This window comes from Enterococcus sp. C53, from assembly GCF_040887425.1.
GTDB lineage: Bacteria > Bacillota > Bacilli > Lactobacillales > Enterococcaceae > Enterococcus_B > Enterococcus_B hirae.
Genome location: NZ_JBFOFT010000001.1, coordinates 120,000 through 143,344 on the forward strand (window position 1 = coordinate 120,000; position 23,345 = coordinate 143,344).

Here is a 23,345-nt window from a genome sequence, read left to right on the forward strand (position 1 = left end):
TATGGACTATTTTGAGCAAGCGATGTCGTTGTTTTCAAAAGGAGTACTTGCTTCTGGCAGTCTGCTCACTGTATGGGGGATTATTCAACTCGGCGCGGCTATCAAAGAACATAATGGTCCCGGAATGCAAAATGCTCTTTTTCAGATCGTTGGTGGGGCTGTTATCGTTGCAGCTGGCGCTTGGGTAGCAACTATTTCAATCTAAGGAAGTGGCTAAGCTGAACGGTGCAATCAAATTTTTACTGCAAACAATTGCTGATCAATTAAATTTTTCAAACGACCCTAAAAATATGCTACTACAAAATCTAGAAACCTATCTACCTGATATCTATCAATACAGTGAGTTAATTATGAATGGAGTAATCAAACCAATTGCTTATTCTGTACTAGGCTTTTTACTATTGCTGGAGTTTCAACAAATGGCACAAAAGATTTATGGAAATTATTCCGGTTTTGGTGGCATGGAGTTGTTCCTCCCGCTCTTTCTTAAATTAGGAGTAAGCCTGTTGATCATGCGCCATTTAACAATATTTATCCATATGATCGTTGAAATTAGTACAACAATCAGTAATGGTATCAGTCAAATTGGGATTCGAGAAGGTGGAAGTAAGACTGTTGATGTTCTTTCATTGATTGAGGGAATCTATCATTGGGGCTTTTTTGAAAAACTTACGTTGTTAATTATTTTGTTGATCCCGTTGATTTTATCCGTACTAACAAGTGTGCTAACAAAACTGGTTATTTTCATGCGTTTTTTTGAAATTTATTTGTATTTTAGCATTTCTCCATTACCTCTTGTGACGTTTCTTAATGAAGAAGTTAGTTCGATTGGTAAAAATTTTTTGAAATTAGTTTGTGCTTCCTCCCTGCAAGGGATCCTCTTATTTATTATATTAAGTTTTTATCCACTGCTCGTACATTCTGTGTTTTCAATTGATGAAAAACAGGGAATGATTGCAGTGATCAGTGGGATATCAGGGAATTGTCTAACATTATGTGCTAGTTTATTTTATACCAATAAATGGGCAAAAATCATTCTTGCAACTGCCTAGAGAATCATTTTTAACTGGAGGGAAATAAAATCGATGATTGAAGTACCAATTCGAAAAGAAATTTTAACCTACCAAGAAAAATTGTTTTTTGGCGTTTCGTTAAGACAATTTATCTCTGCTGTTGTAACGTTGCTTTTGATCGTTCCTCTGGGCATTTTAAATTATGTCAGTTGGAAGTATCCGATTGATGATATCGGGATCGTTTTTATGGTACTCAGTGCCCCTATCTTGTCAGTGGGCTGGCTGACACCTAATCACTTACCTTTAGAAAAGTATGTGCAGATTCGATGGAATTATTTTCAATTGGCGAATTATTATACTTATCCTATTGTAGAGGAGTTGTATTCAAATGCCATGGTGGGTCAAAGGAGTAAGCGTGCCGAAAGAAAACAAGTTGAGTACGGAAACTAATAATAAAAAATTTATTCGTTTGATGCAAAAACAAAAGAAAAAAAGAGGGCAATATCAAAAAAAGTTAGCGCCAAAGCGTAATGTCCAAGATTTGTTGCGTTATGAAAAAATGTTTGAAAGTGGCATTTGTGAAATTGTACCTAATTATTATTCCAAAAGTGTTCGATTTTCAGATGTGAATTATCAAATTGCTCAACAAGATGAACAATTGCTGATATTCCAAAGGTACGGTGAACTATTGAACAGTCTTGATGATACGATCCATCTAACAATCACGATCTTAAAAAAAAGAGTTGAGCTTGATGAGATGACGGATAAGCTTTTTTATGAGAGTAAAGGCGATCAACATGATAGCTATCGTGAAGAAGTCAATCAGATGCTTCTTCAAAAAATCAATGAAGGGGAGAATCGTTTTACAAAAGAAAACTATTTGACTTTCAGTACTCCAGCCAATCACTTAGAGCAGGCAAAACAATTATTGGGACGAATCGAAAAGAATTTAATCGGAAATTTGGAAGAAATTGGCTCAACGGTTGACCCATTAGACGGTTTAAAGCGTCTAAAATTGGTCAATCAGTTGTTGAAATCATCGGAACACTTTCAATTTAACTATTCCGATTTAGTCTTTAATCATCTTTCAACAAAAGCTGTGATTGCTCCTTCCAGTTTTAATTTTAAAAAGAAAAACTATTTTGAAATCAATGAGGAATATGCCCAGATTCTTTACCTAAAAGACTATCCAGCTAGATTGTCAGATAAACTCATGGCAGAATTGATGGAAATACCCGAAGAAATCACGTTATCGATCCACATTGATCCAGTCGGGGCTGAGCAAGCCAATCATCTGGTTCAAATAAAAAAAGCCTATATGGAAGGAGACAAAGTCGCTGCTCAAAGAAAAGCAACTCAAAAAGGCTACGATCCTTATACAAGTATTCCATATGAATTAACCAATAGTATCAATGAAGCTAATTTATTATTAGATGATTTGTTAAAAGAAGGACAGAATTTATTTTTCGTTTCGGTTTTTGTCTATTTCAGAACAAACACAAAAGAAAAATTGACTGATATAGCCGAACGAGTTTTGAGTATTGCCAGAAAAAATGGTTGTGACTTTCATTATTTGGATTATCTACAACTAGAAGGGATGAACTCCGTCCTTCCATTTGGAAAAAATTGGATAACAACCCGCCGAACATTGACTACAGCAAGTGCAGCTATTTTTATTCCATTTACTGCGCAAGAACTTGACCACGAGGAGGGTAAATACTATGGAATGAATAAGCTAACGAAAAATGTAGTTCGGATCAATCGGAAACGGTTGAATACCCCAAGTGGAATGATTTTAGGTAGTTCAGGCTCAGGAAAAGGGGTAGCCAAAAAATATGAAGAAATTACTACACTACTAAAAAATCCAACAGACGAAATCATCTCGATTGATCCTGAAGATGAAGATACATTAATTGGGCAAACTTTTGATGCGCAAATTGTTAAAATTGCACCAAATACCGATACATTTATCAATCTATTGGATATCACAGATGATTTAAGTGGGGAAGTTGATCCAGTAAAATTAAAATCCGACTTTTTGTTAACAGCATTTGAAGCTTTGATCGGTGGACAATCGGGTTTGAATTCCGCACAACGTTCCATCATTGATCGTGTGACTCGCTTGACTTATTTTAACTATTTTCATTCTCAGGACAAGCAAATGCCAACATTAGCGAAGGAATGGTTTACGTTGCTCAAAGAACAGCCGGAAAAAGAAGCGCAGGCACTAGTATTAGACTTAGAATTATATATTGAAGGTTCTTTAGCGATTTTTTCCCATACGACAAATATTGAGTTAAATAAGCGTTTTATCATCTACAACACCAAAGAGTTAGGAAGTCAGTTAAAAACATTTGGGATGATGGTGGTTTTAGAGCAAGTATGGAATCGGGTGGTACGTAATCGGGATCGAGGGATCACTACGTGGATTTACATTGATGAAATGCAGTTGATGCTAAATGATCCTTACTGTGAAAATTATTTTTTTGAATTATGGAGTCGTATCCGAAAGTGGGGAGCAATTCCTACAGGGATCACGCAAAATGTGGAGACGTTACTGCTTTCAGATAAAGCACGGAGGATGCTAAGCAACACTGAATTTATCATTATGCTAAAACAGGCTAAAAGTGATCTGGACGAACTTTCTACTCTTTTTCGTCTTTCTACTCAACAACAAAAACACTTGATCCATCCGCCAAAAGGTGCAGGGTTGATACGTGCAGGTCATGCAATCGTGCCTTTTTCTAATACCGTTGATTCAACCACAAGATTATATGAATTAATCACGACTGATCCCGAGGAACGGATAAAAAGAAAACAGGAACAATCCGATGAATAAATCTAATTGGAACAAACGAGACAACGAGTATCGGAAAATTTTTCTATCAAGTAGCTTGAATCAATCGATAAAACGGAGCGTTACAAATAAAATGTTAGTTCCCTTCAGAAAAAAGCGTCGTAAGTTCTTAGCTGTTCAGCCCAATAAATAGCATTTTTTTAGATCACTCATGGTTCTTAGTTGTGTATTACTATTCTTACTGACGATAGGGATAACCAGTGTCATTTATTCGAGTGTACCCAATATCAATGAATTTGAATTAACAAATATTTGGACGTACATGACTCATTTGGATGTTGAAAAAAATCGAGTGCTTCGTCAGCAGCATAACATTATTAAAATCAACGGACAGATAGGGATGACACAAGACATGAATTTGGTTTCTAATATTGATGAATTATTGTCTTATTTGGGTATTTGTTATGAGAATGTGGAACTCGAAAATCCAGTAATCAAAGCGAAAATCCATGAGATCCATGATAACTTATGGTCCCTTCATGCAAAAGGGAACGAAGCAACATTAACAACAAAATATTTTACTCAGATTATTGAATGGACAGAAGAATTGAAAGAACGATTGAATGTTGGTTCAACGATTGGTCGTTATCGTCAATTGATGGAACTACAATCGCCATTTAAGGAAGATCATCGATTAATGGTCAATCAAAGATATGGTTACTTTCTCGATGGCCAAGAAAAAAAGCTATTTCAGGGAATCCAATTACAAGCTGAGAAAAATATAGAATTATATGCTCCGATGGCTGGGAAAACGACTGTGACTGATCTGTCAATCGTGATCCAATTCAATAATCGACAGCTTGTCTTAAAGAATGTTTCACCATTAGTCAATCATGACCAAGAAGTCGTTTCGGGAGAATTGATTGGAACTGTAGCGAAAGAAAATGAAGTAACCATTGAATATTCCAAAAATGGACAATCAGTAAATCCAAGTTTTTATTTTGAAGAAGTAGCATATTCGGAAACATTCCAATTAGACTCTGGTAATCAAAACACGTCATTTGATGAATGGACATTTCGGCAATTAATTCTGCTTAAGTGTCATGCGTTTAGCGATCGAGCAGATAAAATTTTACAAGAAGCAAAAAGAAACGGCATCTCACCGGTGATCTTAGCGGCGATCATGATTCATGAAAGTGCCTGGGGAACTAGTAAAGGAATCTTAGAAAAAAATAACCCAGCTGGTCTAATGAATGATCAAGGTTTAATTTCATATCGTACGTTAGACGAAGGAATCGAAGCAACTGGTCGAACACTTAAAAAGCTGATTATTGACCAGCAACGAGTAACTATCGAACAATTAGGAGCGGTCTATTGTCCGATTGATGCGACAAATGATCCCATGGGGCTCAATCGTTATTGGGTGCCTGCGATCAAACAATTAATGGTGCAATTGGGTGGAAAGCAAGAGATGGGATTGCTGTGGGAGCGATTCTCTGACTTTCATGAGGCTCTTTTAGCTAAAGCACAAAGTCTTCATCAAAAAGGTGTGTATTATTCTCAGGGAAACCAAAGAGGCGTATTTCCTTATCACGATTGCTCGTCTTACGTAATTTGGGTGTTGAATGAAATGGGACTAAATGTACCGTTGGGAAATACAGAAACACTTTATGGTTTGGAAGGACAACTTCTCTATCCGATCAACTATTCCGAAGTACAAGCAGGTGACTTATTTATTTGGGGAGAAAAAGGTAATTCGTCGGGCGATTTTGGGCATACAGGATTCTTTTTAGATGCTGGTGGAAAAACGATTATTCACTGTACACCCGCTACGAAAAAAGGATTTAGTCAAAATGGTGATGTCGTCATTACTCCATTTGCAGGGTATTATGGTGATCCACAACTGGCACCAGTTTACTTTTATCGAATCGTAGGGAGCGGGTAAAAATCAGAAATAAACATCAATTATTTACAACGATTGCTTGTTTGGTTATCAGTAGCAGTATAGCCGTAAGTATTGGATATACTTTTGGTAAAAAGAACACACAGCAAGAAGCAAATAACCGTATACCTGTTGCTCATTTCTCGGAACAACAGGTCAATGATTTTTTACGCTCGTATTTTACTTTCACAGAGTACGGGGATAATTATTTGAATTATGAGAAATTTTTAGCAAAACAAGCGAAAATTGCTGAAGAAGAAAGCAGAAAGCAAAGCGATTTTTTTCCACAATTTTTTGGACATTCTCGTTTTATAAAAAGTAAGAATTTTATACGTCACGTGAATGACCAACAAATTGAAGTGATTGCCAACGTCACAAGGACGATTGATAGTTTGAATCAAGAAGGTAAGTCTACTAAAACACTTGAGAATGAAGGGCTGTTTCAAATTTGGTATGTGTTTGATTCAGCTACAAAACACTTTTTGGTGGAAAGGTATCAACCAATAGAGATAGCTGAAAAGGAATCGAAAGAATACGCAGAATGAAAATACCGGTTTTGTCCATCACTTTTGGTAAATGAAAAGGATGTCTATCTATGGCAAGAGAAACTGTACTGATTGATCATGTCAAAAGGCTAGAAATCGAAGAAGAGCGTCTACCGATTTTCGAGGCCCTCATTTTATTAGAAGAGGTCAATAAACAAACGATCCTTAATAAAAGCATAGGTAGTTGTCGTATTCGGATTTACAATCATAAAAATCACCTTCTTCATTCAATGGAATTACAATTTCCGTTAAAGGATGCCATAGAAGAAATAATCAGTGGGCAATATCAGATAGTCCGAAGTAAAAAGAAGACGACAAAAAGTAAAGCAGCGATACGCACGAAAAAAGCAATTAAGTATGGTGAACCTAGCAGATCAACCAAAGGAAAATTACTATCTTTGATTCCCACGATCAAAAGGGTCTGGTTTATTGTGGTGATTGTTTTCAGTCTTTTCATAGGCATTAGCGTAATGTGGCCACACTTTATTACGAAAGTAGATCAAAAAGAAATTACCACGACAGAGGAGCAGGAGTGGGCAAAATTAATCGAAGCGCAAGCCTATCTTCAAGCGGCAACGGAATATCCAGAAAAGCGTCATGAATTGATCAACTATTTGACAGAGCAACAAGAATTTACATGGTTGAAAGAGATCAATGAATATTACCCCACCGCAGATGCACAATTTGATTTAGCTTTTTTTGAAAAAAATTGGGAAGTAGTTATTGAAACGTCCCCAGAAAATTTATCTGACAAAAGAAAAGTGATGCTTGCATTTGCTTACATTGAATTAGAACAATTGGCCGAAGCAGAGATATTAAATAAATATTTAGAAAGTGAAGAATTATCAAGAAAGTTAGACCAAAATTATTTACAGAAAGGGTTGTTTTTTTTAAAACAGAAGAAGATTGCAGAAACAACGAAACATTTAGAATTGATCCAAGAGGAAGAAGTGAAAAAAATATTACAAACTTATATCGAACAAGCTTCCATCATTATTGATTTTATTGAGTTATACCAGCAAAATGAAGATCCGGGAAATCAATTATTGTGGGAACAACGATTAGAAATGATTGGTCAATCAGATATCAATGATAGGGAATGAGTGGTCTTGGATTCAGTTGTTATTTGTCGAAGGGTAACTAATTAAGGGGAATAGAATAATAAAAAAGAAAAACTGATTGGCAAATTAGCTAAAATTATTAGTTAAAAGATAGTGTTGAAGTGTTAATGAAAAGAGGTAACGGCAGAAAAGTTAGTTCGCTTTTTCAAACGATTCTTTCTTATCGTCAGTGAAGTCATTTGCTTTTCCAATCGTATCCCAAGGTAATAATCATTACTTGATCAAAAATAGGCCAAAGAATACCAGAAATCAGAGCAGTGATTTTCGTATTCTTTGGCTCAATTATTAAAGTTTGCTATTTCTGTTGTGGTGTTGCGCTTGTTACTATTGATTTATTTACAATCACAATCCAGCAAATATTAATGGTAACAAAAGTTATGTTTTATGCTAAAGATTCGACTGGTAAATCAAGTTCTGTTCCATAACGTTGTTTAAGTGCTAAACGAATCAATCGTTCCGCAAGATTCTCATTTCGGGCAAGAATCGGTCCGTGGAAATAAGAGCCAAAAACATTTTTATAAATGACGCCTTCGGATTGGTCTTCACCATTATTTCCGTGACCTTGAACGACTTTTCCTAAAGGTCGTTCGCCTTCCCCTAAGAATGTCCGCCCATTGTGGTTTTCAAAACCATAATAGGTTTCATTAAACTCTTCATTATAGATAACGATATCGCCGATAAAACGATTATTTTCTTGACTTAAGGTGTAATGGTCTAAGGCACTGATTCCTTGGATTTTTTCTCCATTGGCACCCACATAATAGTGTCCAAGGAATTGGTACCCGCCACAGATAGCTAACATCACACCATCATTTTCAATGTAGTTTGTTAGTGCTGCTTTTTTTTCTTGGATATCTTTTGAAATGATCAGTTGCTCATAATCTTGTCCGCCACCAAAAAAGACTAAATCATATTTATCTGCTTCAAATGGTTCATGCAGACTGACAATTTCGGTATGACAGGTCACACCGAATTTTTTAGCGACATATTTAAGCATCAATAGATTGCCGTTGTCTCCGTAAGTATTCATCAAATTACCGTAAAGATGGGCGATATTCAGTTCATAATTAGGCATGATTCATCCCTCCTTTGATAAATCCTTGATTCGCTAATTCTTTTCGTAATTGAAGAACTGCTGTATAGGTAGCTAGGATGTAGACGTGTTCGGTCGGTAATTGTTTGATATTTTTAATGACTTCATTCAGTTCCTTTGTTTCGATGATCTTATCTTCAGGGATTCCTGCAACTTTTAGACGTAACGACATATCGGTATGACGATCCCCACCAGCGATCACTGCAGGAATATCCATATCAGCAAAATGTTCAAAATTTCCGTCCCAGATCCAACTAACGTCAATTCCATCTGCATAGTTTGCATTTAATAAAGCAACTAGTGAGAATGGATAAGGGGCTAAGCCGATCATATCGATGACCTGATTGATTCCAACAGGATTTTTAACAAGTACGAGTGTACATTTTTTACCATTGATATCAATGATTTCTTGACGACCAAATATTTTTTCGTCGTATCCTAGGCCTTGCTTGATTTTTTCAGGGGTTACCCCAAAATATTCAGCTACCGCTGTGGCAGCTAACGCGTTGTAGACATTGTACATCCCGCCAACTTCAATTCCATAGTTATGACCATCAATCGTAAAATCAGCTGAGACATTGTCCATGCGCAACATATCCGTTAGACGATAATCAAGTTCAGGACGTTTAAAGTCACAGTTTGGACAATAGTATTTCCCTAAATTTGCATACGTGATCATCTTGTAATGTAAAATATGATGACATTTAGGACAGAGCACACCATCCGTATTATAATGAGCCATTTGTTCATGGTCTTCTTCATGATCAAACCCATAATATTGGCGAGGATTGATTGTTTCCACAGAGTTGAAGATTGGCGAATCTCCGTTACTGATAATTGTGGCATCAGGTGATTTCGCTGCTCCGTCTACAATCATTTTGTAGGTGGTATAGATTTCTCCATAACGATCCATTTGATCACGGAAAATGTTTGTAAATAAAAATAGTTCAGGCTTCATGTATTCAGTTACTTTACTCAAACTTGCTTCATCGATTTCTAAAACAGCGAATTTTTTTTGCCCTTTTTTAGGTTTGGCTTGCAAAAAAGTAGAAACGATTCCTTGAACCATATTTGCCCCAGTTGGGTTGGTTAATACTTCATCAAATTGTTGCCGTAATATATTAACTGTCAAAGCAGTTGTCAATGTCTTTCCGTTTGTTCCAGTAACGACAACCACTTGATAATCTTTTGCAAGACTGTCTAAAATGTGTGGGTCGATTTTTAGTGCAAGTTTACCCGGTAAACTTGATCCTCCTTTAAAGAAGGTTTTTAATGCCCATTGTGATGTTTTACCAACAGCAATCGCAAATTGACTGCGTACTCCCATTATGTAACCTCCATAAAACGTCTTAACGACGAGTAAATTCAATTAATCATACCATATGTTCAAAAAAAGGTTAAATTGCTTTTCTTTTTTTTAAGAAATGGTTGCGATTCTCTTGTCTAACAACGATTGGTACTAGGCTTGATTTTTTATTTGAAGTTTCGTTTAGTCTAAGAATAGCCCCAGCGGATAACAGTTGATTTTTTAGGAATAACTATAGTGAATTAATAGTTGTTTTTGATCGTCTGAAAAAAGAGTGTACATTGTTCGCTTAAAAAAGAATACTCCAGTTTGTCTAAGGTTTCGATAATAAAGTGGATCATTGTTTCACTTGTGCTTTTTTCTTCTGTACAGTAAATCAGAATGTTCTCAAAATAAATACGATATAATTTAAAGATTGTATCTTCAGTTCCGGTAGTTAATTCCTTTAAATGACTAAGCGCATCTTTTGCTAAAAAGAAATTCCCATAGGAAATAAAATGACCGCAACTATTAAGAAGCAACGTCAAATAAATTTTTTTACCAGCGGGATATTCTTGATAGATCTGAATTTTTTTTAATGAATTTTTATAGAAAATTTGTTGCTGTTCTTCTGAAAAGTAATTCAAGGTGTTGGTATAAATTTTGATTTCTTGTAGTGTCCATGTTTCGATGGATTTTAAATAATCAACAAGGAACTCCAAGGTCTCATTGTCTATTTGATGGTCGCTCAATTGATCATGGCCAATTTTAGTTAAAGCGTTTAGAAGCTGAATTTTTTTATCTTTTGAAGCGGTTGTCGTTTGATAGATCTCAAAGAGCTTTTCTAAGTCCTTTGTATTAGAAGCCAATTCATATTGTTTCCATAAATTTTGTGAAGAAGAGTGATAATAGTCATATAAAAAGATAAATTCTTCCACATCTACCAGCAATCGCTCCAACACTTGAGCTAAAAGTCGGAAAGACAAGTCATGGTTTCCTTTTTCAAATTCAATGCAATAAGATTTTGTTACGATTCCTGAATAGATTTCCTTTTGAGAAAAACCTTTATCTAATCGGATTTTTCGTACTAACTGACCATACTCCATAGTATCTCTCCATCAAAATTATTTTATGTGTTTATGTAATGAAGTAATAGTAGCAAAAAAATTGTCAAAATTCTAAGAAAGATACTTTTGGAAAAGTGACCAGAAAAGCGACTGAAAGAAAGAGAATTTAGTAGAGTTAGACGAGGGGTGTTATCCGCACGTTTCTTATAACAAATAAGTACGAATGAAGGTCAAGTGGAGTTCAAAAAAACTAATTATTCGCATATTTATTGTATTTATGGTCAGATTATTTTTAGATACAAAGTACCAAAAGTCTTAAATATAGGACTATAAAAGAATTTTCATTCGTAGATGATTATACTATGGAAAATTAAAGGAAAACATTCATGATAAATCATTGGAAATCTGTCAATGATGAAGGCTTGTTTGAGGAGATGGGGCAGTATAAAAGACACGTAAACAATACTCATGTGAAGGGTCGTCAGCGACTAATCAATGAACAAATGATAATTATTTAACGGAAGAGGAACAAGAAATATGACAAAAAGAATTACAGAACCAAATAATCAAGTCCTTAGAATAATGATTGCTTTTGGAGTGTTAGGGGTAGGGTTCTATGGGTTGACCCAGGTTGACTTTTATTATATTCAGTTTAGTTTTCTTGTTATTAGTGGTTTAGTAAGCTATTTACTGGTATTTGGTTTTGTTGGTGTGAGGCAATTATTTAGTACACCTAAACGATTGATAAAAACATTCTTGCTGATTTTAGTTGGTTCACAAATTTATGGTATGTTGGCTTCGATGATCATGGGAATACTGGCACAGTTGTTAGATATTCAGACGAAAGCAAATAGTGCGCAAGATAATCCTTGGTGGTTTTTTGTATTTATTTTACCAATTGCTTTACTGGGAGAAGAACTATTTTCGATCACTATTTTTGATACTTTACGTAAAAAAATGAGGATCAATACTAAGGTGGCATCATTTCTCACAGCAATTATTTTTGGACTGATTCATTTTGAAACTTATCTAGGAAGTTCAGCGTTGTTCACGATTGTGCAAGTCATCTTAGTTCAAGGAGGAATTAGACTTTGGTTTAACCAAGCCTATTTAAAAACAAAGTCATTGAATACTAGTTGGGCAGTGCATTATGCTTTTGATTTAATTGCTTTTGTTTTAGGAAGTTTATTATCCTCTTAGACAAATAAGAGCAAAGTTTTCAGTACAAATAAATAACCCGAAGTGGCCGAAAATAGCTTTTCTATTTTCTGACTACTTTGGGTTATTTTTATTAGAGCGACACAGGATGCATTTTTGTATACTAAATACAGATTCAGCCTTTCAAGGTTTGTCGATTGTCTGAAATTTTACCCAATGATGATTTTTTCAGTAGGGTATTCGTAGCCTAAATCTCGTGTTTCTTTTGGAACAAATAACATCAAAGTATACAACATACCGATACGACCGATAAACATTAAAGCTGCGATCGTGATTTTCCCAATTACTGACAAGTTCCCAGTAATTCCCAGGGATAAGCCAGTGGTTCCGAAGGCTGAAGTTACTTCAACGATAATTGCAATTAAAGGCTGATTTTCTGTAGCTGATAAAAAGACGATACAGAAAAAACACATACCAAGAGATAACATAAATACAACGACTGACTTACGCACATCATCATTATCGATTCGACGACCAAAAATATTGATGTTGTCTTCGCTTTTAAGGAAAGAGTAGAGATAAAGACCAATAATTGCTACGGTCGTTGTACGAATCCCACCACCTACCGAACTGGGGCTACATCCAATGAACATCAATAAAGAAAAAACGATCAATGTAGTGATTTGGAAATTACCCAAATCATGGATTTGTAAGCCAGCATTACGAGTAGTCATAGAGTAAAACATAGAATTGATCCACTTGACACTTAAACTAGAATCTTGAAAAAGATGGTCTTTTTCAAGTAAAAAAATTAACAGCGTCCCACCAACAAATAAGATGATAAAGGCTAAAACCGCTAATTTTGTAAATAAGGAAAAGCGAAACGGTAATTTTGCTTTTGAGCGTTTATACAAAATCCATTCACGAAATTCCATCAAAACAGGAAATCCTATCCCACCAATAAAAATCAAAAACATGATAACAAATAGGAACAGATAGTCATGTGCAAACGGCTCGATTGAGTTTCCTGTGACATCGAAACCCGAATTGGTCACAGCAGAAATCGATTGGTAAAATCCATAGAAAAGTGCATCCCGCCAATGATCAAAGTAGCCTCGATAATAGAAATAAATGGAAAAGAAAGCGCCAAAAAGGACTTGGAACCACAACAAAATTACAAAGGTGATACGAATCAAACGAACAATACCAGATAAGCGTGGCTGATTCATATCCGTCATGATCAGTTGTCGCTGTCGTAACGTGATTCTTCGTTTAGAAAAGATAATAAAAGCAGTAGAGATCATCATAATCCCTAATCCACCTACTTGGAATAGTATTTCAAGTAAGATTACCCCGTTATCATTAAAAGCCGAATTAATATCAAATGTGGACAATCCCGTTACACTGATTGTACTGATCGCCATGAAAAGCATATCGATAAAAGGTACGTGACTATCTGGTTCACGAAAAAAAGGAATGTAAAACAATCCTAAAGAGACAATGGTCATAATAAGATAGTAAAAAACAATGACTTGGATTGAAGAAAAATGACTAGAAGCGTAACGTTCGCTTCGACGTCTTAATTTCCGCATGAAAAGGGTTAATTTCAAGAAACTATCCTCCTTTTTAAAAGTTGTTTCTTTCAGTATACCGAGGTTATAAATAATACTCAAAGAAATCTTAAACAAAATGTACGTTTTCTTTTGATTTGCTATCAAATAGCATATAATTATGGAAGAATTGAAGAATAGCGAGGTCTCCCAATGATTGATGCAAAGGTAATTGTTGAAAAAATGAAAAACCAGAAAATAAATTATGATCGAGTACTACAAAAAATGATCCAACAATGGCAACAAGAAGAAACTCTACCAAAAATATTAATCCATACTTGTTGTGCTCCTTGCAGCACACATACGTTAGAATTTATGTGCCAATTTGCAGAGGTTACTTTATTTTTTTCAAATTCTAATATCCATCCTAAAAATGAATATTTAAGAAGACTCCATGAACAAAAGCGATTTGTTAATCAGTTTAACGAGCAAACCAATCATCATGTTCAGCTGATCGTTGATGAGTACCGCCCCAGCGAGTTTAATAAAATGGTCATTACGCAAGGCCTTACGGAAGAAAAAGAAGGTGGCGCAAGATGTAGTGCCTGTTTTAATATGCGTTTAGACCTGGTAGCACAAAAAGCCCAAGAACTTGGTTATGATTATTTTGGGAGTGCATTAACGATCTCACCCAAGAAAAATGCTACTCTGATCAACCAAATCGGGATGGATATCCAAAAAATTTATGGAACTCATTACTTACCAAGTGATTTTAAGAAAAATAAAGGATACGAGCGATCGATCCAGATGTGTAAAGAGTATGACATTTTTCGTCAGTGTTACTGTGGCTGTGTCTTTGCAGCTAAACAGCAAGGTTGTGATTTAAAGAAAATAAACCAAGAAGCAAAGGATTATTTAGCAAGTTCAAAAATTTCAATTAATTAGCTCTATTATAAAATTTTCAAGAAAACGTAAGAAAAAAATAAGAAATTTATGTTAAGTATAATTAAGTGTCAAAATAAAAGCGATTGATTCGATTGAAAACGAATATTCAGTTTGGTGGAAAAATGAATTTTAGACCAAGCATAAAAAATAATAGTGATGAAAAATAAAACATAAAGGAAGAGATATGATGCGAAAAGTAGCACCTATTTTGAAACCAATAGCAGTCTTAACTATTTCAACAATCGTTGCTACTGCGACCGGTGTTGTCAACAGCTCAAGTTATCGTACCCCTAGTTCAAGTTCGGTGGAAGAAACAACACCAACATCAACACCAGAGACCACATCTAATGAAACGTCGACAACACTGGATCAGACGAATGATTCATCGAGCACATGGGAAGAAAATACGAGTTCAACCAACGAAAATACGTATTCTACAGAGCAACCAAGTAGTTCGAAAGAAAAGTCTGACAAGCAAGGAAGCAGTTCATCCGAAACCAGTGATACGAATGCGATCAATGGAGGAAATCATACAGAACCAAGCTCAAGTTCGTCAACAGTACCAAGTAATACGACACCAAGTACTGAAGGACAGGATAGTGGAGAGGCTACCGTGAAAAATGTAACGCCAACCCAAAATACAGATGGAAAACAAGTGTATAATCAGCAAGCAGGTGATTCACAATGACAATTTTATTAGATATTATCAATAGCGTGCATAAGTTTTTAGGTTATTTAGATATTAGTCCTAAATATTTAAATCGAGGCTATACGATTTTAAGTGTAATCCCAACGATGTATCTTTTACGGATTATTTATGGACTTTGGCAAAACCAAAATTACTTACAATTTTTCTTGTATGGAATCGGCTTTTTAGTGTTAGTGTATTTTATCATTTTGAATGTATTTTATTACTTTCTGGATAAGAATACCAAAGCGGATGTGACACAATTGTTTGTCAAATATTTACCGGAAGAAGCATTCAATATTCAAACAGAAGAAGCGATGCTGAATAGCGGTGCAATCGACAAAGTGAACACGAAAGAAGTCAGTGTTTCTTATGATGAAGATTATCAATTGCGATTAGCTGAAAACATGCGTTATTTAATCGGGAATGGTGAGATTAAAACAAATGATCTAGGAAGAATGGATGGCTATCTTGTGGATCGTAACACACTTTATCCTTATTATTACGTTAAAAAAGTAGCAGAAAAAGAATATCAGTTGAGTATTGGGCGCAGCTACTCGGATTTAGCCCCTGTTGGAACGATTCTTATGGATTCGGCGGATGAAAAGCTCGAACCAGTTGGGTTGTTTATTGTAGGTGGTGACTTCGTCAAAGAAGGCTTAAGGTATCATGAGCCTTATCGTTTAAAACTTATCGTGAAAAAAGAACAACCAGAAAATGAAGCAATGGTTTACAGTAGAAGTCAACGAAGAAAGCATTCACGAAGTTAATGGATCACGTTGATCAAGACAGGTTGGAAAATTGTGGATGAAAAATGACAGAATCTCCCTTTGAATAATAAAAGAAAAAAATAGGGTTATACGTGATGTATTCTTATTCTTTCCTTTACTTTCTAAAAAAGGTAAAATAAAAAAGAACAATAAAAAAATCAATTGAATAATACGAAGAGAAAACAAAAGTAAAGCGGGAGGTATGTTGTGAAAGAATTTTTTAAAAATTGGGGTATTTTGATCGTAGTACTAGCAGCTATTTTATTAGCTCGGGTCTATGTATTTACGCCAGTTACCGTTAACGGACATTCAATGGATCCGACGTTGAGTGATGGTCAACGATTGATCTCGTCGAAAATCTCAAAGTATGAACGCTTTGATATTATCACGACGAAAGAACCTGGAGATGAAGAACGAATGATCGTTAAACGAATCATTGGCATGCCGGGCGATACCGTGAAAATGGAAAATGATCAATTGACGATTAATGGTAAAAAATATAATGAGTCTTATTTAAATGAGTTTAAAAAAGATTTTGCGAAAGATAAATTGCAGAATGAATATTCTTACAGTGAAGCTTTCCAAGCACAGGCTGAAAATTCGCAGCATTTCACAAGTGATTTTGAATATGTTGTGCCCAAAGGAAAATATTTAGTTTTGGGAGATAATCGTTTGATCTCTAAAGATAGCCGAATATTTGGCTTGGTGGATGCAGACATGATTCAAGGAAAAGTAGTTTTCCGTTACTGGCCTTTGAACGAAATCAAAATCTTTTAAGTCTCTTTCTGAGCAGGTATCAGAAAGAGCATGAGCAAAAAGCAGGCAACAGTGGTCATGACCAAGTTGTCTAGCCCAGAAAATAAGCCACAGAATCCGAAATAGTTTTTCCTATTTTAAGGATTCTGTGGCTTATTTTTTATTTTTTTCCGCTAGCAAAAAACAAAGAGGCATCTTGGTTCATGAATAAATTTTTACCAGAGTGAAAAGTGTGGATATTCGTGGAATGAAACCCAATTTGTTCAAGTAGAGCCATAAGTGCTTCATGGTCAAATCCATTATGGACTTTTGGATGGTTGATCGCATCATTGTGATCAAAATCAATGATCAAAAGTTGACCGTTTGGCGTAAGCATGTGGTAGAGTTTTTCTAAGATCAAACGTGTGTCAGGAATATGCAGTAGGACTAATGACATCAAAATAAGATCTACTTTTTGATCGATTTTTTGATCGATGGATTCGGTTGTGGCATCGAACGTTGCCGAAGAGACGTTTGTTAATCCGCTAGTCTTAATTTTGTCTTCAGCAATTGTTAGCATCGCATCAGAGGAATCAACTAGAAGAAGTTGCTTGAATCGGTCAGCTAAAGCTAACGAAACCAAACCGGTACCTCCGCCATAATCCATAAAAGTCAGTTCTTTGGTGGAAGAAGGTAGTTGAGAAATTAGTTCATCTTGAATAATTTTTGCTAGTGCTTTTCTTTCGGGAGTATCATAATGGTTTGCGATTTGATTGAAGATTTCTGACATAAGGTCACTCCTGACTTCATAAGTTAGATGAATTTTGTTAAGTATAGCAAAAAAAACTGTTTTCCCAAACCACTAGTTGATTTTGAAGGATTGAAAGACACGCAGCTATTGTTTTAAATGTATGAGTGTTTTAATCTAAAGTAACGTTTTTACCAGATGAAAAATTCTCACTGTAAAAAATAATGAAAATCAAGTATAATACCATAGGAACAAACTGGAAGGTGAGCAAGTAAATGGCACAACTATTTTTTAAGTATGGCGCAATGAATAGCGGCAAGACAATTGAGATCTTAAAAGTCGCACATAATTATGAAGAACAGAATAAACCAGTTGTCTTGATGACAAGTGGGATCGATACCAGAGATGGTGTTGGTGTTGTCTCTAGTCGTATTGGGTTAAAAAGAGAAGCCACGCCGATTTTTGAAGAAACAGATGTCTTTGATGTCATTTTTCAAATGGAGGATAAGCCATATTGTATATTGATCGACGAGGCGCAATTTTTAAAGAAAAAACACGTAATTGCGTTTACGAAAATTGTTGATGAATTAAACATTCCGGTGATGGCATTTGGTTTGAAGAATGATTTTAGAAATGAGTTATTTGAAGGATCAAAATATCTATTGCTTTATGCAGACAAAATCGAAGAGATGAAAACGATCTGCTGGTTCTGCCATAAGAAAGCAATCATGAATTTACATTATATCGATGGTCAACCAGTTTACGAGGGGGATCAGGTACAAATTGGTGGAAATGAAGCCTATTACCCCGTTTGTCGGAAACACTATTTTGAACCATCAATTATGACAGAAGGAGAATAAAGATGTACGATCAATTACAAGCAATTGAAGACCGTTATGAAGAACTGGGCGAGCTACTAAGCGATCCAGAAGTAATTTCAGATACGAAACGTTTTATGCAATTATCAAAAGAAGAAGCAAACACTCGTGAAACTGTTGATGTCTACCGTCGTTACAAAGATGTCGTACAAGGGATCAAAGATACAGAAGAGCTGTTAGGTGAAAAGTTGGATGATGAAATGGCTGAAATGGCCAAAGAAGAATTATCTGATTTGAAAAAAGAAAAAGAAGAATTAGAAGAAAAAATCAAAATCTTATTACTACCAAAGGACCCGAACGATGATAAAAACATCATCATGGAAATTCGTGGGGCAGCAGGTGGAGATGAAGCAGCGTTATTTGCTGGTGACTTATTCAACATGTATCAGAAATATGCAGAATCACAAGGTTGGAAAACGGAAGTGATGGAGGCAAGTATTACTGGTATCGGTGGCTATAAAGAAGTCATCATGATGATCTCTGGAGAAAATGTCTATTCAAAATTAAAATATGAAAGTGGTGCGCATCGTGTACAACGAGTGCCATCTACAGAATCACAAGGACGAATCCACACATCAACAGCAACCGTTGTGGTCATGCCAGAAGCAGAAGAAGTAGAAATCGATATTGAAGATAAAGATATCAGAACAGATATCTATCATGCATCAGGGGCTGGCGGTCAGCACGTCAATAAAACAGCATCGGCAGTTCGTCTAACTCATTTACCTACTGGAATCGTGGTAGCAATGCAAGATGAACGTTCACAGCTGAAAAACCGTGAAAAAGCCATGAAGATTTTACGGGCCCGTGTCTATGATAAAATCCAACAAGAAGCACAAAGTGAATACGATGCAAACCGTAAATCAGCCGTTGGAACGGGTGATCGCTCTGAGCGGATCCGTACGTATAATTTCCCGCAAAACCGTGTGACTGACCATCGTATTGGTTTAACTATCCAAAAATTAGATCAAATCCTTGCTGGAAAAATGGATGAGATCGTGGATGCGTTGATCATGTATGACCAAACATCAAAATTGGAAGAAATGCAAAATGGGTAAGACCACGTATTTAGAAGTCCTATCACGGGCTTCTTCTTTTTTAGAAGATCATGGAAAAGAAGGACATAGTATCCAATTTCTTTTTCTTGAACGTAAAGGTTGGCAAAAACTTGATTGGTTGTTGCAGATGAATGAGCCCATTTCTAGCGAAGATCAACAGATGATCGAACAAGATCTGGAGCATTTGATGAACAATTATCCGCCTCAATATTTGTTGGGGTATGCTGACTTTTATGGTCACCGCCTAAAAGTGACAGAGGACACTTTGATCCCTAGACCGGAAACAGAAGAATTAGTTGAACGATGTTTGCAAGAAACGTCAGAACAAAACTTGAAGGTCATAGATATTGGAACAGGAACAGGGGCAATTGCGATCAGTTTAAAAGCTGCAAGAAAGAACTGGGACGTTTCGGCTGTGGACCTATCTCCAGCAGCTCTCTCAGTAGCGAAAGAGAATGCGCAACAAGCTGCACTGGCGATCCATTTTTATCATGGAGATACACTGGCACCGGTCAGTGATCAAACCTTTGACGTCATTATTTCCAACCCGCCGTATATTCGTTTCGATGAATGGGAATTGATGGATGAAAGTGTTCGGACATTTGAACCTAAAATGGCATTATTTGCCGAAGATGAAGGATTAGCCATCTATAAAAAAATAGCAAAAGAAGCAAAACAATGTTTGAAACCAGAGGGAAAACTATTTTTGGAAATAGGATTTAGCCAAGGGGAGATCGTGAAACAAATCTTTCAAACGGCATTCCCCAATAAACAAGTAAGTATTCATAAAGATTTATTTGGAAATGAACGAATAGTTTCTGTGATGAGCTGATTGTGGATGAAAAATATTTTTTATGTTTTTTATCATAAAAAAACATTGATTTTACAAGGATGAAAACGAGTTATTGACTTATCAACATACTTATCCACTATTGACAAAATAGTTATCAACACTCTGTTGATAACATGAGGATAAAGTAGAATAAATCAAGCATATTGAAAAATGAGGGTGTGGATAGACTGTGGAAACAAACTATTATCATGAAGAACAATTATCAGAAGCAGCACAAGCATTAAAAAGTGGCGAACTCGTTGCTTTTCCAACTGAAACTGTCTATGGACTAGGCGCTAATGCACTTTTGCCTGAAGCGGTAACCGAAGTGTTTTCGGTCAAAGGTCGTCCACAAGATAATCCTTTGATTGTCCATGTTTCATCGTTTGAGCAAGTAAAACAATTTGTGGATAACTTTCATCCTTTAACGGAAAAAATCGTCAATCATTTCTGGCCAGGTCCCTTAACACTTATTTTTGAGATCAAAAAAGGGTCTTTACCACCTATTGTAACAGGTGGGTTATCCACAGCTGCTTTTCGTATGCCAGATAACAAAAAAACGCTTGAAGTCATCCAATTAGCTGGTATACCAATTGTTGGTCCTAGTGCGAATACTTCGGGAAAACCTAGTCCAACGACTGCGGAACATGTCTACCATGATTTAAAAGGAAAAATCAATGGGATCATTGATGATGGTGCAACCCGAATTGGTGTGGAATCAACCGTGATCGATCTCAGTGATCCGGATCGTGAACCCATGATTTTACGTCCAGGAGCGGTGACCAAAGAACAGCTTGAAAAAGTGATCGGTGGAAAGGTGGCCGTTGATCGTCATTTAGTCCAAAGCACTGAAACACCTAAATCACCAGGAATGAAATATAAGCACTATTCGCCTGATACGCAAGTCATGATGGTCCAAGAAAATGATTGGGAAGGCGCTGTAAAATGGGCGAAAGAAGAACATTTGCGTGTTGGAGTAATTGCAGGTCCTAAAATTGCTGAAGCTGTTCGTTTTGATGTAGCAGCAGTCTACATGTATTTTGATGATTCAGTAGAAGCCGCTACGAAAGGATTATTTGCAGGATTACGTGGGTTAGATGAGAAGAACCTTGGACTTGATATGATCTTTGTTGCAGTATTTCCAGAAGAAGGTCTGGGAAATGCTTATATGAATCGCTTAAAAAAATCAGCGGGACAAAAATATTTTGAAAAAAGAACGTAGGTAGCTTGTACCCATACTTTATTATGATACAATGCAATAAAGTAAACTCTACTTGAATAAACTTGAATAAAACTGAGAGATCATGTTCAAAAGAGAAAGAATCAGCAATCATTCGTGAGATGTAGCTTTTTACAGCGATCTGAATGACCAGTTAAGGATTTTAGCTGATCGTGCATAGATTGCTAGTTGATTCATGATTTCTTAGTAAACAATAAGAAGGAGCTGTTGTGTGTGGTAGACTACAAAACGTTTGACCCAGATTTATGGGCAGCAATCGCAAAAGAAGAAGAAAGACAAGAAAATAATTTGGAACTTATCGCTTCCGAAAATTTTGTCTCTGAAGCAGTGATGGCGGCTCAAGGAAGTATCTTGACAAATAAATATGCAGAAGGTTACCCTGGGCATCGTTATTATGGTGGCTGTGAATTTGTCGATATCGTCGAAAGTTTAGCGATCGATCGTGCAAAAGAATTATTCGGTGCAAAATTTGTCAATGTTCAACCTCATTCTGGTTCACAAGCGAACACGGCAGCATATCTTGCTTTAGTAGAACCTGGTGACACGATTTTAGGGATGGATCTTTCAGCAGGTGGACATTTGACTCATGGTTCTCCTGTGAACTTTAGTGGAAAAACGTACCATTTTGTAGCCTATGGTGTTGATCCAACAACAGAAGTCATTGATTACAATGTTGTGCGGATTTTAGCTAGAAAACATCAACCAAAATTGATCGTTGCCGGAGCAAGTGCCTATGGTAGAATCATTGATTTTGAAAAATTTAGAGAAATCGCTGATGAAGTAGGTGCGAAATTAATGGTTGATATGGCACATATCGCTGGCTTAGTTGCAGCTGGTGTCCATCCAAGTCCAATCCCTTATGCGGACATTACTACGACAACCACTCATAAAACATTACGTGGACCACGTGGTGGTATGATTTTGACCAATAATGAAGAATTAGCGAAAAAAATCAATAGTGCAGTTTTCCCTGGCATCCAAGGTGGACCACTAGAGCATGTCATTGCAGGGAAAGCAGCAGCATTCAAAGAAGCTTTGACACCTGAATTTAAAGAATACAGTGAACAGATTATTGCTAATGCCAAAGCGATGGCAAAAGTCTTCAATCAAGCAATCGGTACAAGAGTGGTCTCTGGCGCAACGGATAATCATTTAGTTTTAATCGATGTCCGTGGATTAGAGTTAAACGGGAAAGAAGCCGAAAGTATTTTAGATAGTGTGAATATTACGGTTAACAAAAATTCAATTCCATTTGAAACACTTAGCCCGTTCAAGACTAGCGGGATCCGTATCGGTACTCCAGCAATTACTACAAGAGGCTTCAAAGAAGAAGATGCTGTGAAGGTGGCGGAATTGATCGTCAAAGCTTTACAAACCAAAGAGAATGAAGCCGAATTAGCTGAAGTCAAAGCTGGTGTGCGTGAATTGACTGAAAAATATCCTTTATATAATAAATAAAAGGAATAATCACTACAAAACGAGTCGCTTAACGCAAGAAGTACCATCAGCAGACATAAAAAAGCAACTGTTTCAAAATTCTTAGTTTGCTAAAATTTATTGTATATTAAAAATAATCCGAAGAATCCAAAATCGCTTCTCCTGTTTTTGGAATTCTTTGGATTATTTTTTGAAATGGCTTATTGTGTGTGGACACTTTTTCAAGGGAAAGTTGTTGGAATCGCTTCTTTTGGGTGTTTTAGTTTTATTTAGGCAAAAGTTTTCTTCTATCGATGCAGCACGAATACATTGGTGAAATCTATTTAAAATAGCCTGAGATATAGGACTGAGATGGATTAGGTATGGAAGTGTTGAGGTTTTGTTTTAATGAAGGGATAAACTAAGACGGAGGTACTGGGGGAAGTATGGGGAATGCTTATGTT

The 23,345-nt window shown here is 36.1% G+C and carries 22 protein-coding genes; 17 read left to right on the plus strand and 5 right to left on the minus strand.

The features are described 5' to 3' along the window. Window position 1: 1 nt before the first annotated feature. The 7 genes from AB3I42_RS00600 to AB3I42_RS00630 all read left to right on the plus strand — a co-directional run bounded on the left by AB3I42_RS00600 (window position 2) and on the right by AB3I42_RS00630 (window position 7,400). Entirely contained in the window at window positions 2-205 is a 204-nt protein-coding gene (locus AB3I42_RS00600) for a hypothetical protein (protein ID WP_010720016.1), read from the plus strand. Window positions 206-209: 4 nt separating this feature from the next. Continuing rightward, on the plus strand, window positions 210-1,052 hold the full coding sequence (locus tag AB3I42_RS00605) for a hypothetical protein (RefSeq protein WP_306690226.1): 843 nt from the start codon (window positions 210-212) through the stop codon (window positions 1,050-1,052). Window positions 1,053-1,085: 33 nt separating this feature from the next. After that, window positions 1,086-1,463 carry a PrgI family protein gene (locus AB3I42_RS00610; RefSeq protein WP_010720014.1) on the plus strand — a complete coding sequence of 126 codons (378 nt, stop codon included), beginning with the start codon at window positions 1,086-1,088 and terminating at the stop codon, window positions 1,461-1,463. Continuing rightward, window positions 1,402-3,852 (plus strand): VirB4-like conjugal transfer ATPase, CD1110 family, encoded by a 2,451-nt coding sequence (locus AB3I42_RS00615; RefSeq protein WP_181933623.1) that lies wholly within the window; start codon window positions 1,402-1,404, stop codon window positions 3,850-3,852. The genes AB3I42_RS00610 and AB3I42_RS00615 overlap by 62 nt, the downstream gene beginning before the upstream one ends. A gap of 169 nt (window positions 3,853-4,021) precedes the next feature. Next, complete coding sequence (locus tag AB3I42_RS00620; protein ID WP_220380961.1) at window positions 4,022-5,755, plus strand: peptidoglycan amidohydrolase family protein; 1,734 nt, start codon at window positions 4,022-4,024, stop codon at window positions 5,753-5,755. 41 nt (window positions 5,756-5,796) lie between these two features. Then, window positions 5,797-6,297, plus strand: coding sequence for a hypothetical protein (locus tag AB3I42_RS00625; protein ID WP_225428991.1), 501 nt, complete (start codon window positions 5,797-5,799; stop codon window positions 6,295-6,297). A 50-nt stretch (window positions 6,298-6,347) separates the two neighbouring features. Continuing rightward, window positions 6,348-7,400: a hypothetical protein gene (locus AB3I42_RS00630; protein WP_181914633.1), complete on the plus strand. Its 1,053-nt coding sequence runs from the start codon at window positions 6,348-6,350 to the stop codon at window positions 7,398-7,400. Between the two features lie 400 nt (window positions 7,401-7,800). On the opposite strand, the gene AB3I42_RS00635 is transcribed toward AB3I42_RS00630, so the two are convergent. The 3 genes from AB3I42_RS00635 to AB3I42_RS00645 form a co-directional block, all read right to left on the minus strand. Next, window positions 7,801-8,493 carry a type 1 glutamine amidotransferase gene (locus AB3I42_RS00635; protein WP_010738406.1) on the minus strand — a complete coding sequence of 231 codons (693 nt, stop codon included), beginning with the start codon at window positions 8,491-8,493 and terminating at the stop codon, window positions 7,801-7,803. Then, window positions 8,486-9,838: a Mur ligase family protein gene (locus AB3I42_RS00640; RefSeq protein ID WP_010738405.1), complete on the minus strand. Its 1,353-nt coding sequence runs from the start codon at window positions 9,836-9,838 to the stop codon at window positions 8,486-8,488. Before AB3I42_RS00640 ends, AB3I42_RS00635 begins: the two co-directional genes overlap by 8 nt. A gap of 221 nt (window positions 9,839-10,059) precedes the next feature. Next, the gene (locus tag AB3I42_RS00645; protein ID WP_010738404.1) at window positions 10,060-10,902 is read right to left on the minus strand and encodes an Rgg/GadR/MutR family transcriptional regulator; all 843 of its coding nucleotides are present in this window, start codon (window positions 10,900-10,902) and stop codon (window positions 10,060-10,062) included. A 498-nt stretch (window positions 10,903-11,400) separates the two neighbouring features. Between AB3I42_RS00645 and AB3I42_RS00650 the strand changes: the two genes are divergently transcribed. Beyond that, complete coding sequence (locus AB3I42_RS00650; RefSeq protein ID WP_181914632.1) at window positions 11,401-12,063, plus strand: CPBP family intramembrane glutamic endopeptidase; 663 nt, start codon at window positions 11,401-11,403, stop codon at window positions 12,061-12,063. 167 nt (window positions 12,064-12,230) lie between these two features. Here AB3I42_RS00650 and AB3I42_RS00655 read toward each other — a convergent pair whose 3' ends face one another. After that, window positions 12,231-13,631 carry a TrkH family potassium uptake protein gene (locus tag AB3I42_RS00655; RefSeq protein WP_010720005.1) on the minus strand — a complete coding sequence of 467 codons (1,401 nt, stop codon included), beginning with the start codon at window positions 13,629-13,631 and terminating at the stop codon, window positions 12,231-12,233. Between the two features lie 153 nt (window positions 13,632-13,784). Between AB3I42_RS00655 and AB3I42_RS00660 the strand changes: the two genes are divergently transcribed. The 4 genes from AB3I42_RS00660 (at window position 13,785) to lepB (ending at window position 16,751) form a co-directional block, all read left to right on the plus strand. Further along, complete coding sequence (locus tag AB3I42_RS00660; RefSeq protein WP_181914631.1) at window positions 13,785-14,516, plus strand: epoxyqueuosine reductase QueH; 732 nt, start codon at window positions 13,785-13,787, stop codon at window positions 14,514-14,516. A gap of 187 nt (window positions 14,517-14,703) precedes the next feature. Further along, window positions 14,704-15,204, plus strand: coding sequence for a hypothetical protein (locus AB3I42_RS00665; RefSeq protein ID WP_025480242.1), 501 nt, complete (start codon window positions 14,704-14,706; stop codon window positions 15,202-15,204). Continuing rightward, a complete protein-coding gene (locus tag AB3I42_RS00670; protein WP_010720002.1) occupies window positions 15,201-15,974 on the plus strand; it encodes a DUF6681 family protein in 774 nt (257 codons plus the stop codon). The genes AB3I42_RS00665 and AB3I42_RS00670 overlap by 4 nt, the downstream gene beginning before the upstream one ends. Window positions 15,975-16,181: 207 nt before the next feature. Continuing rightward, entirely contained in the window at window positions 16,182-16,751 is a 570-nt protein-coding gene (lepB, locus tag AB3I42_RS00675; RefSeq protein WP_010720001.1) for a signal peptidase I, read from the plus strand. A gap of 139 nt (window positions 16,752-16,890) precedes the next feature. Here the strand turns inward: lepB and AB3I42_RS00680 are convergent, their stop codons facing one another. Beyond that, window positions 16,891-17,499 (minus strand): class I SAM-dependent methyltransferase, encoded by a 609-nt coding sequence (locus AB3I42_RS00680; RefSeq protein ID WP_034866230.1) that lies wholly within the window; start codon window positions 17,497-17,499, stop codon window positions 16,891-16,893. Between the two features lie 233 nt (window positions 17,500-17,732). Between AB3I42_RS00680 and AB3I42_RS00685 the strand changes: the two genes are divergently transcribed. From AB3I42_RS00685 to glyA, 5 genes are all read left to right on the plus strand, one after another. Continuing rightward, complete coding sequence (locus AB3I42_RS00685; RefSeq protein ID WP_010719999.1) at window positions 17,733-18,317, plus strand: thymidine kinase; 585 nt, start codon at window positions 17,733-17,735, stop codon at window positions 18,315-18,317. A 2-nt stretch (window positions 18,318-18,319) separates the two neighbouring features. Next, entirely contained in the window at window positions 18,320-19,393 is a 1,074-nt protein-coding gene (gene prfA, locus AB3I42_RS00690) for a peptide chain release factor 1 (protein WP_010719998.1), read from the plus strand. Continuing rightward, window positions 19,386-20,225, plus strand: a complete 840-nt coding sequence (gene prmC / locus AB3I42_RS00695; protein WP_368022192.1) for a peptide chain release factor N(5)-glutamine methyltransferase — start codon at window positions 19,386-19,388, stop codon at window positions 20,223-20,225. Before prfA ends, prmC begins: the two co-directional genes overlap by 8 nt. Window positions 20,226-20,415: 190 nt before the next feature. Beyond that, window positions 20,416-21,447: an L-threonylcarbamoyladenylate synthase gene (locus AB3I42_RS00700; protein WP_081122966.1), complete on the plus strand. Its 1,032-nt coding sequence runs from the start codon at window positions 20,416-20,418 to the stop codon at window positions 21,445-21,447. Between the two features lie 231 nt (window positions 21,448-21,678). Then, the gene (gene glyA / locus AB3I42_RS00705) at window positions 21,679-22,923 is read left to right on the plus strand and encodes a serine hydroxymethyltransferase (protein WP_181914629.1); all 1,245 of its coding nucleotides are present in this window, start codon (window positions 21,679-21,681) and stop codon (window positions 22,921-22,923) included. Window positions 22,924-23,345: the final 422 nt, after the last annotated feature.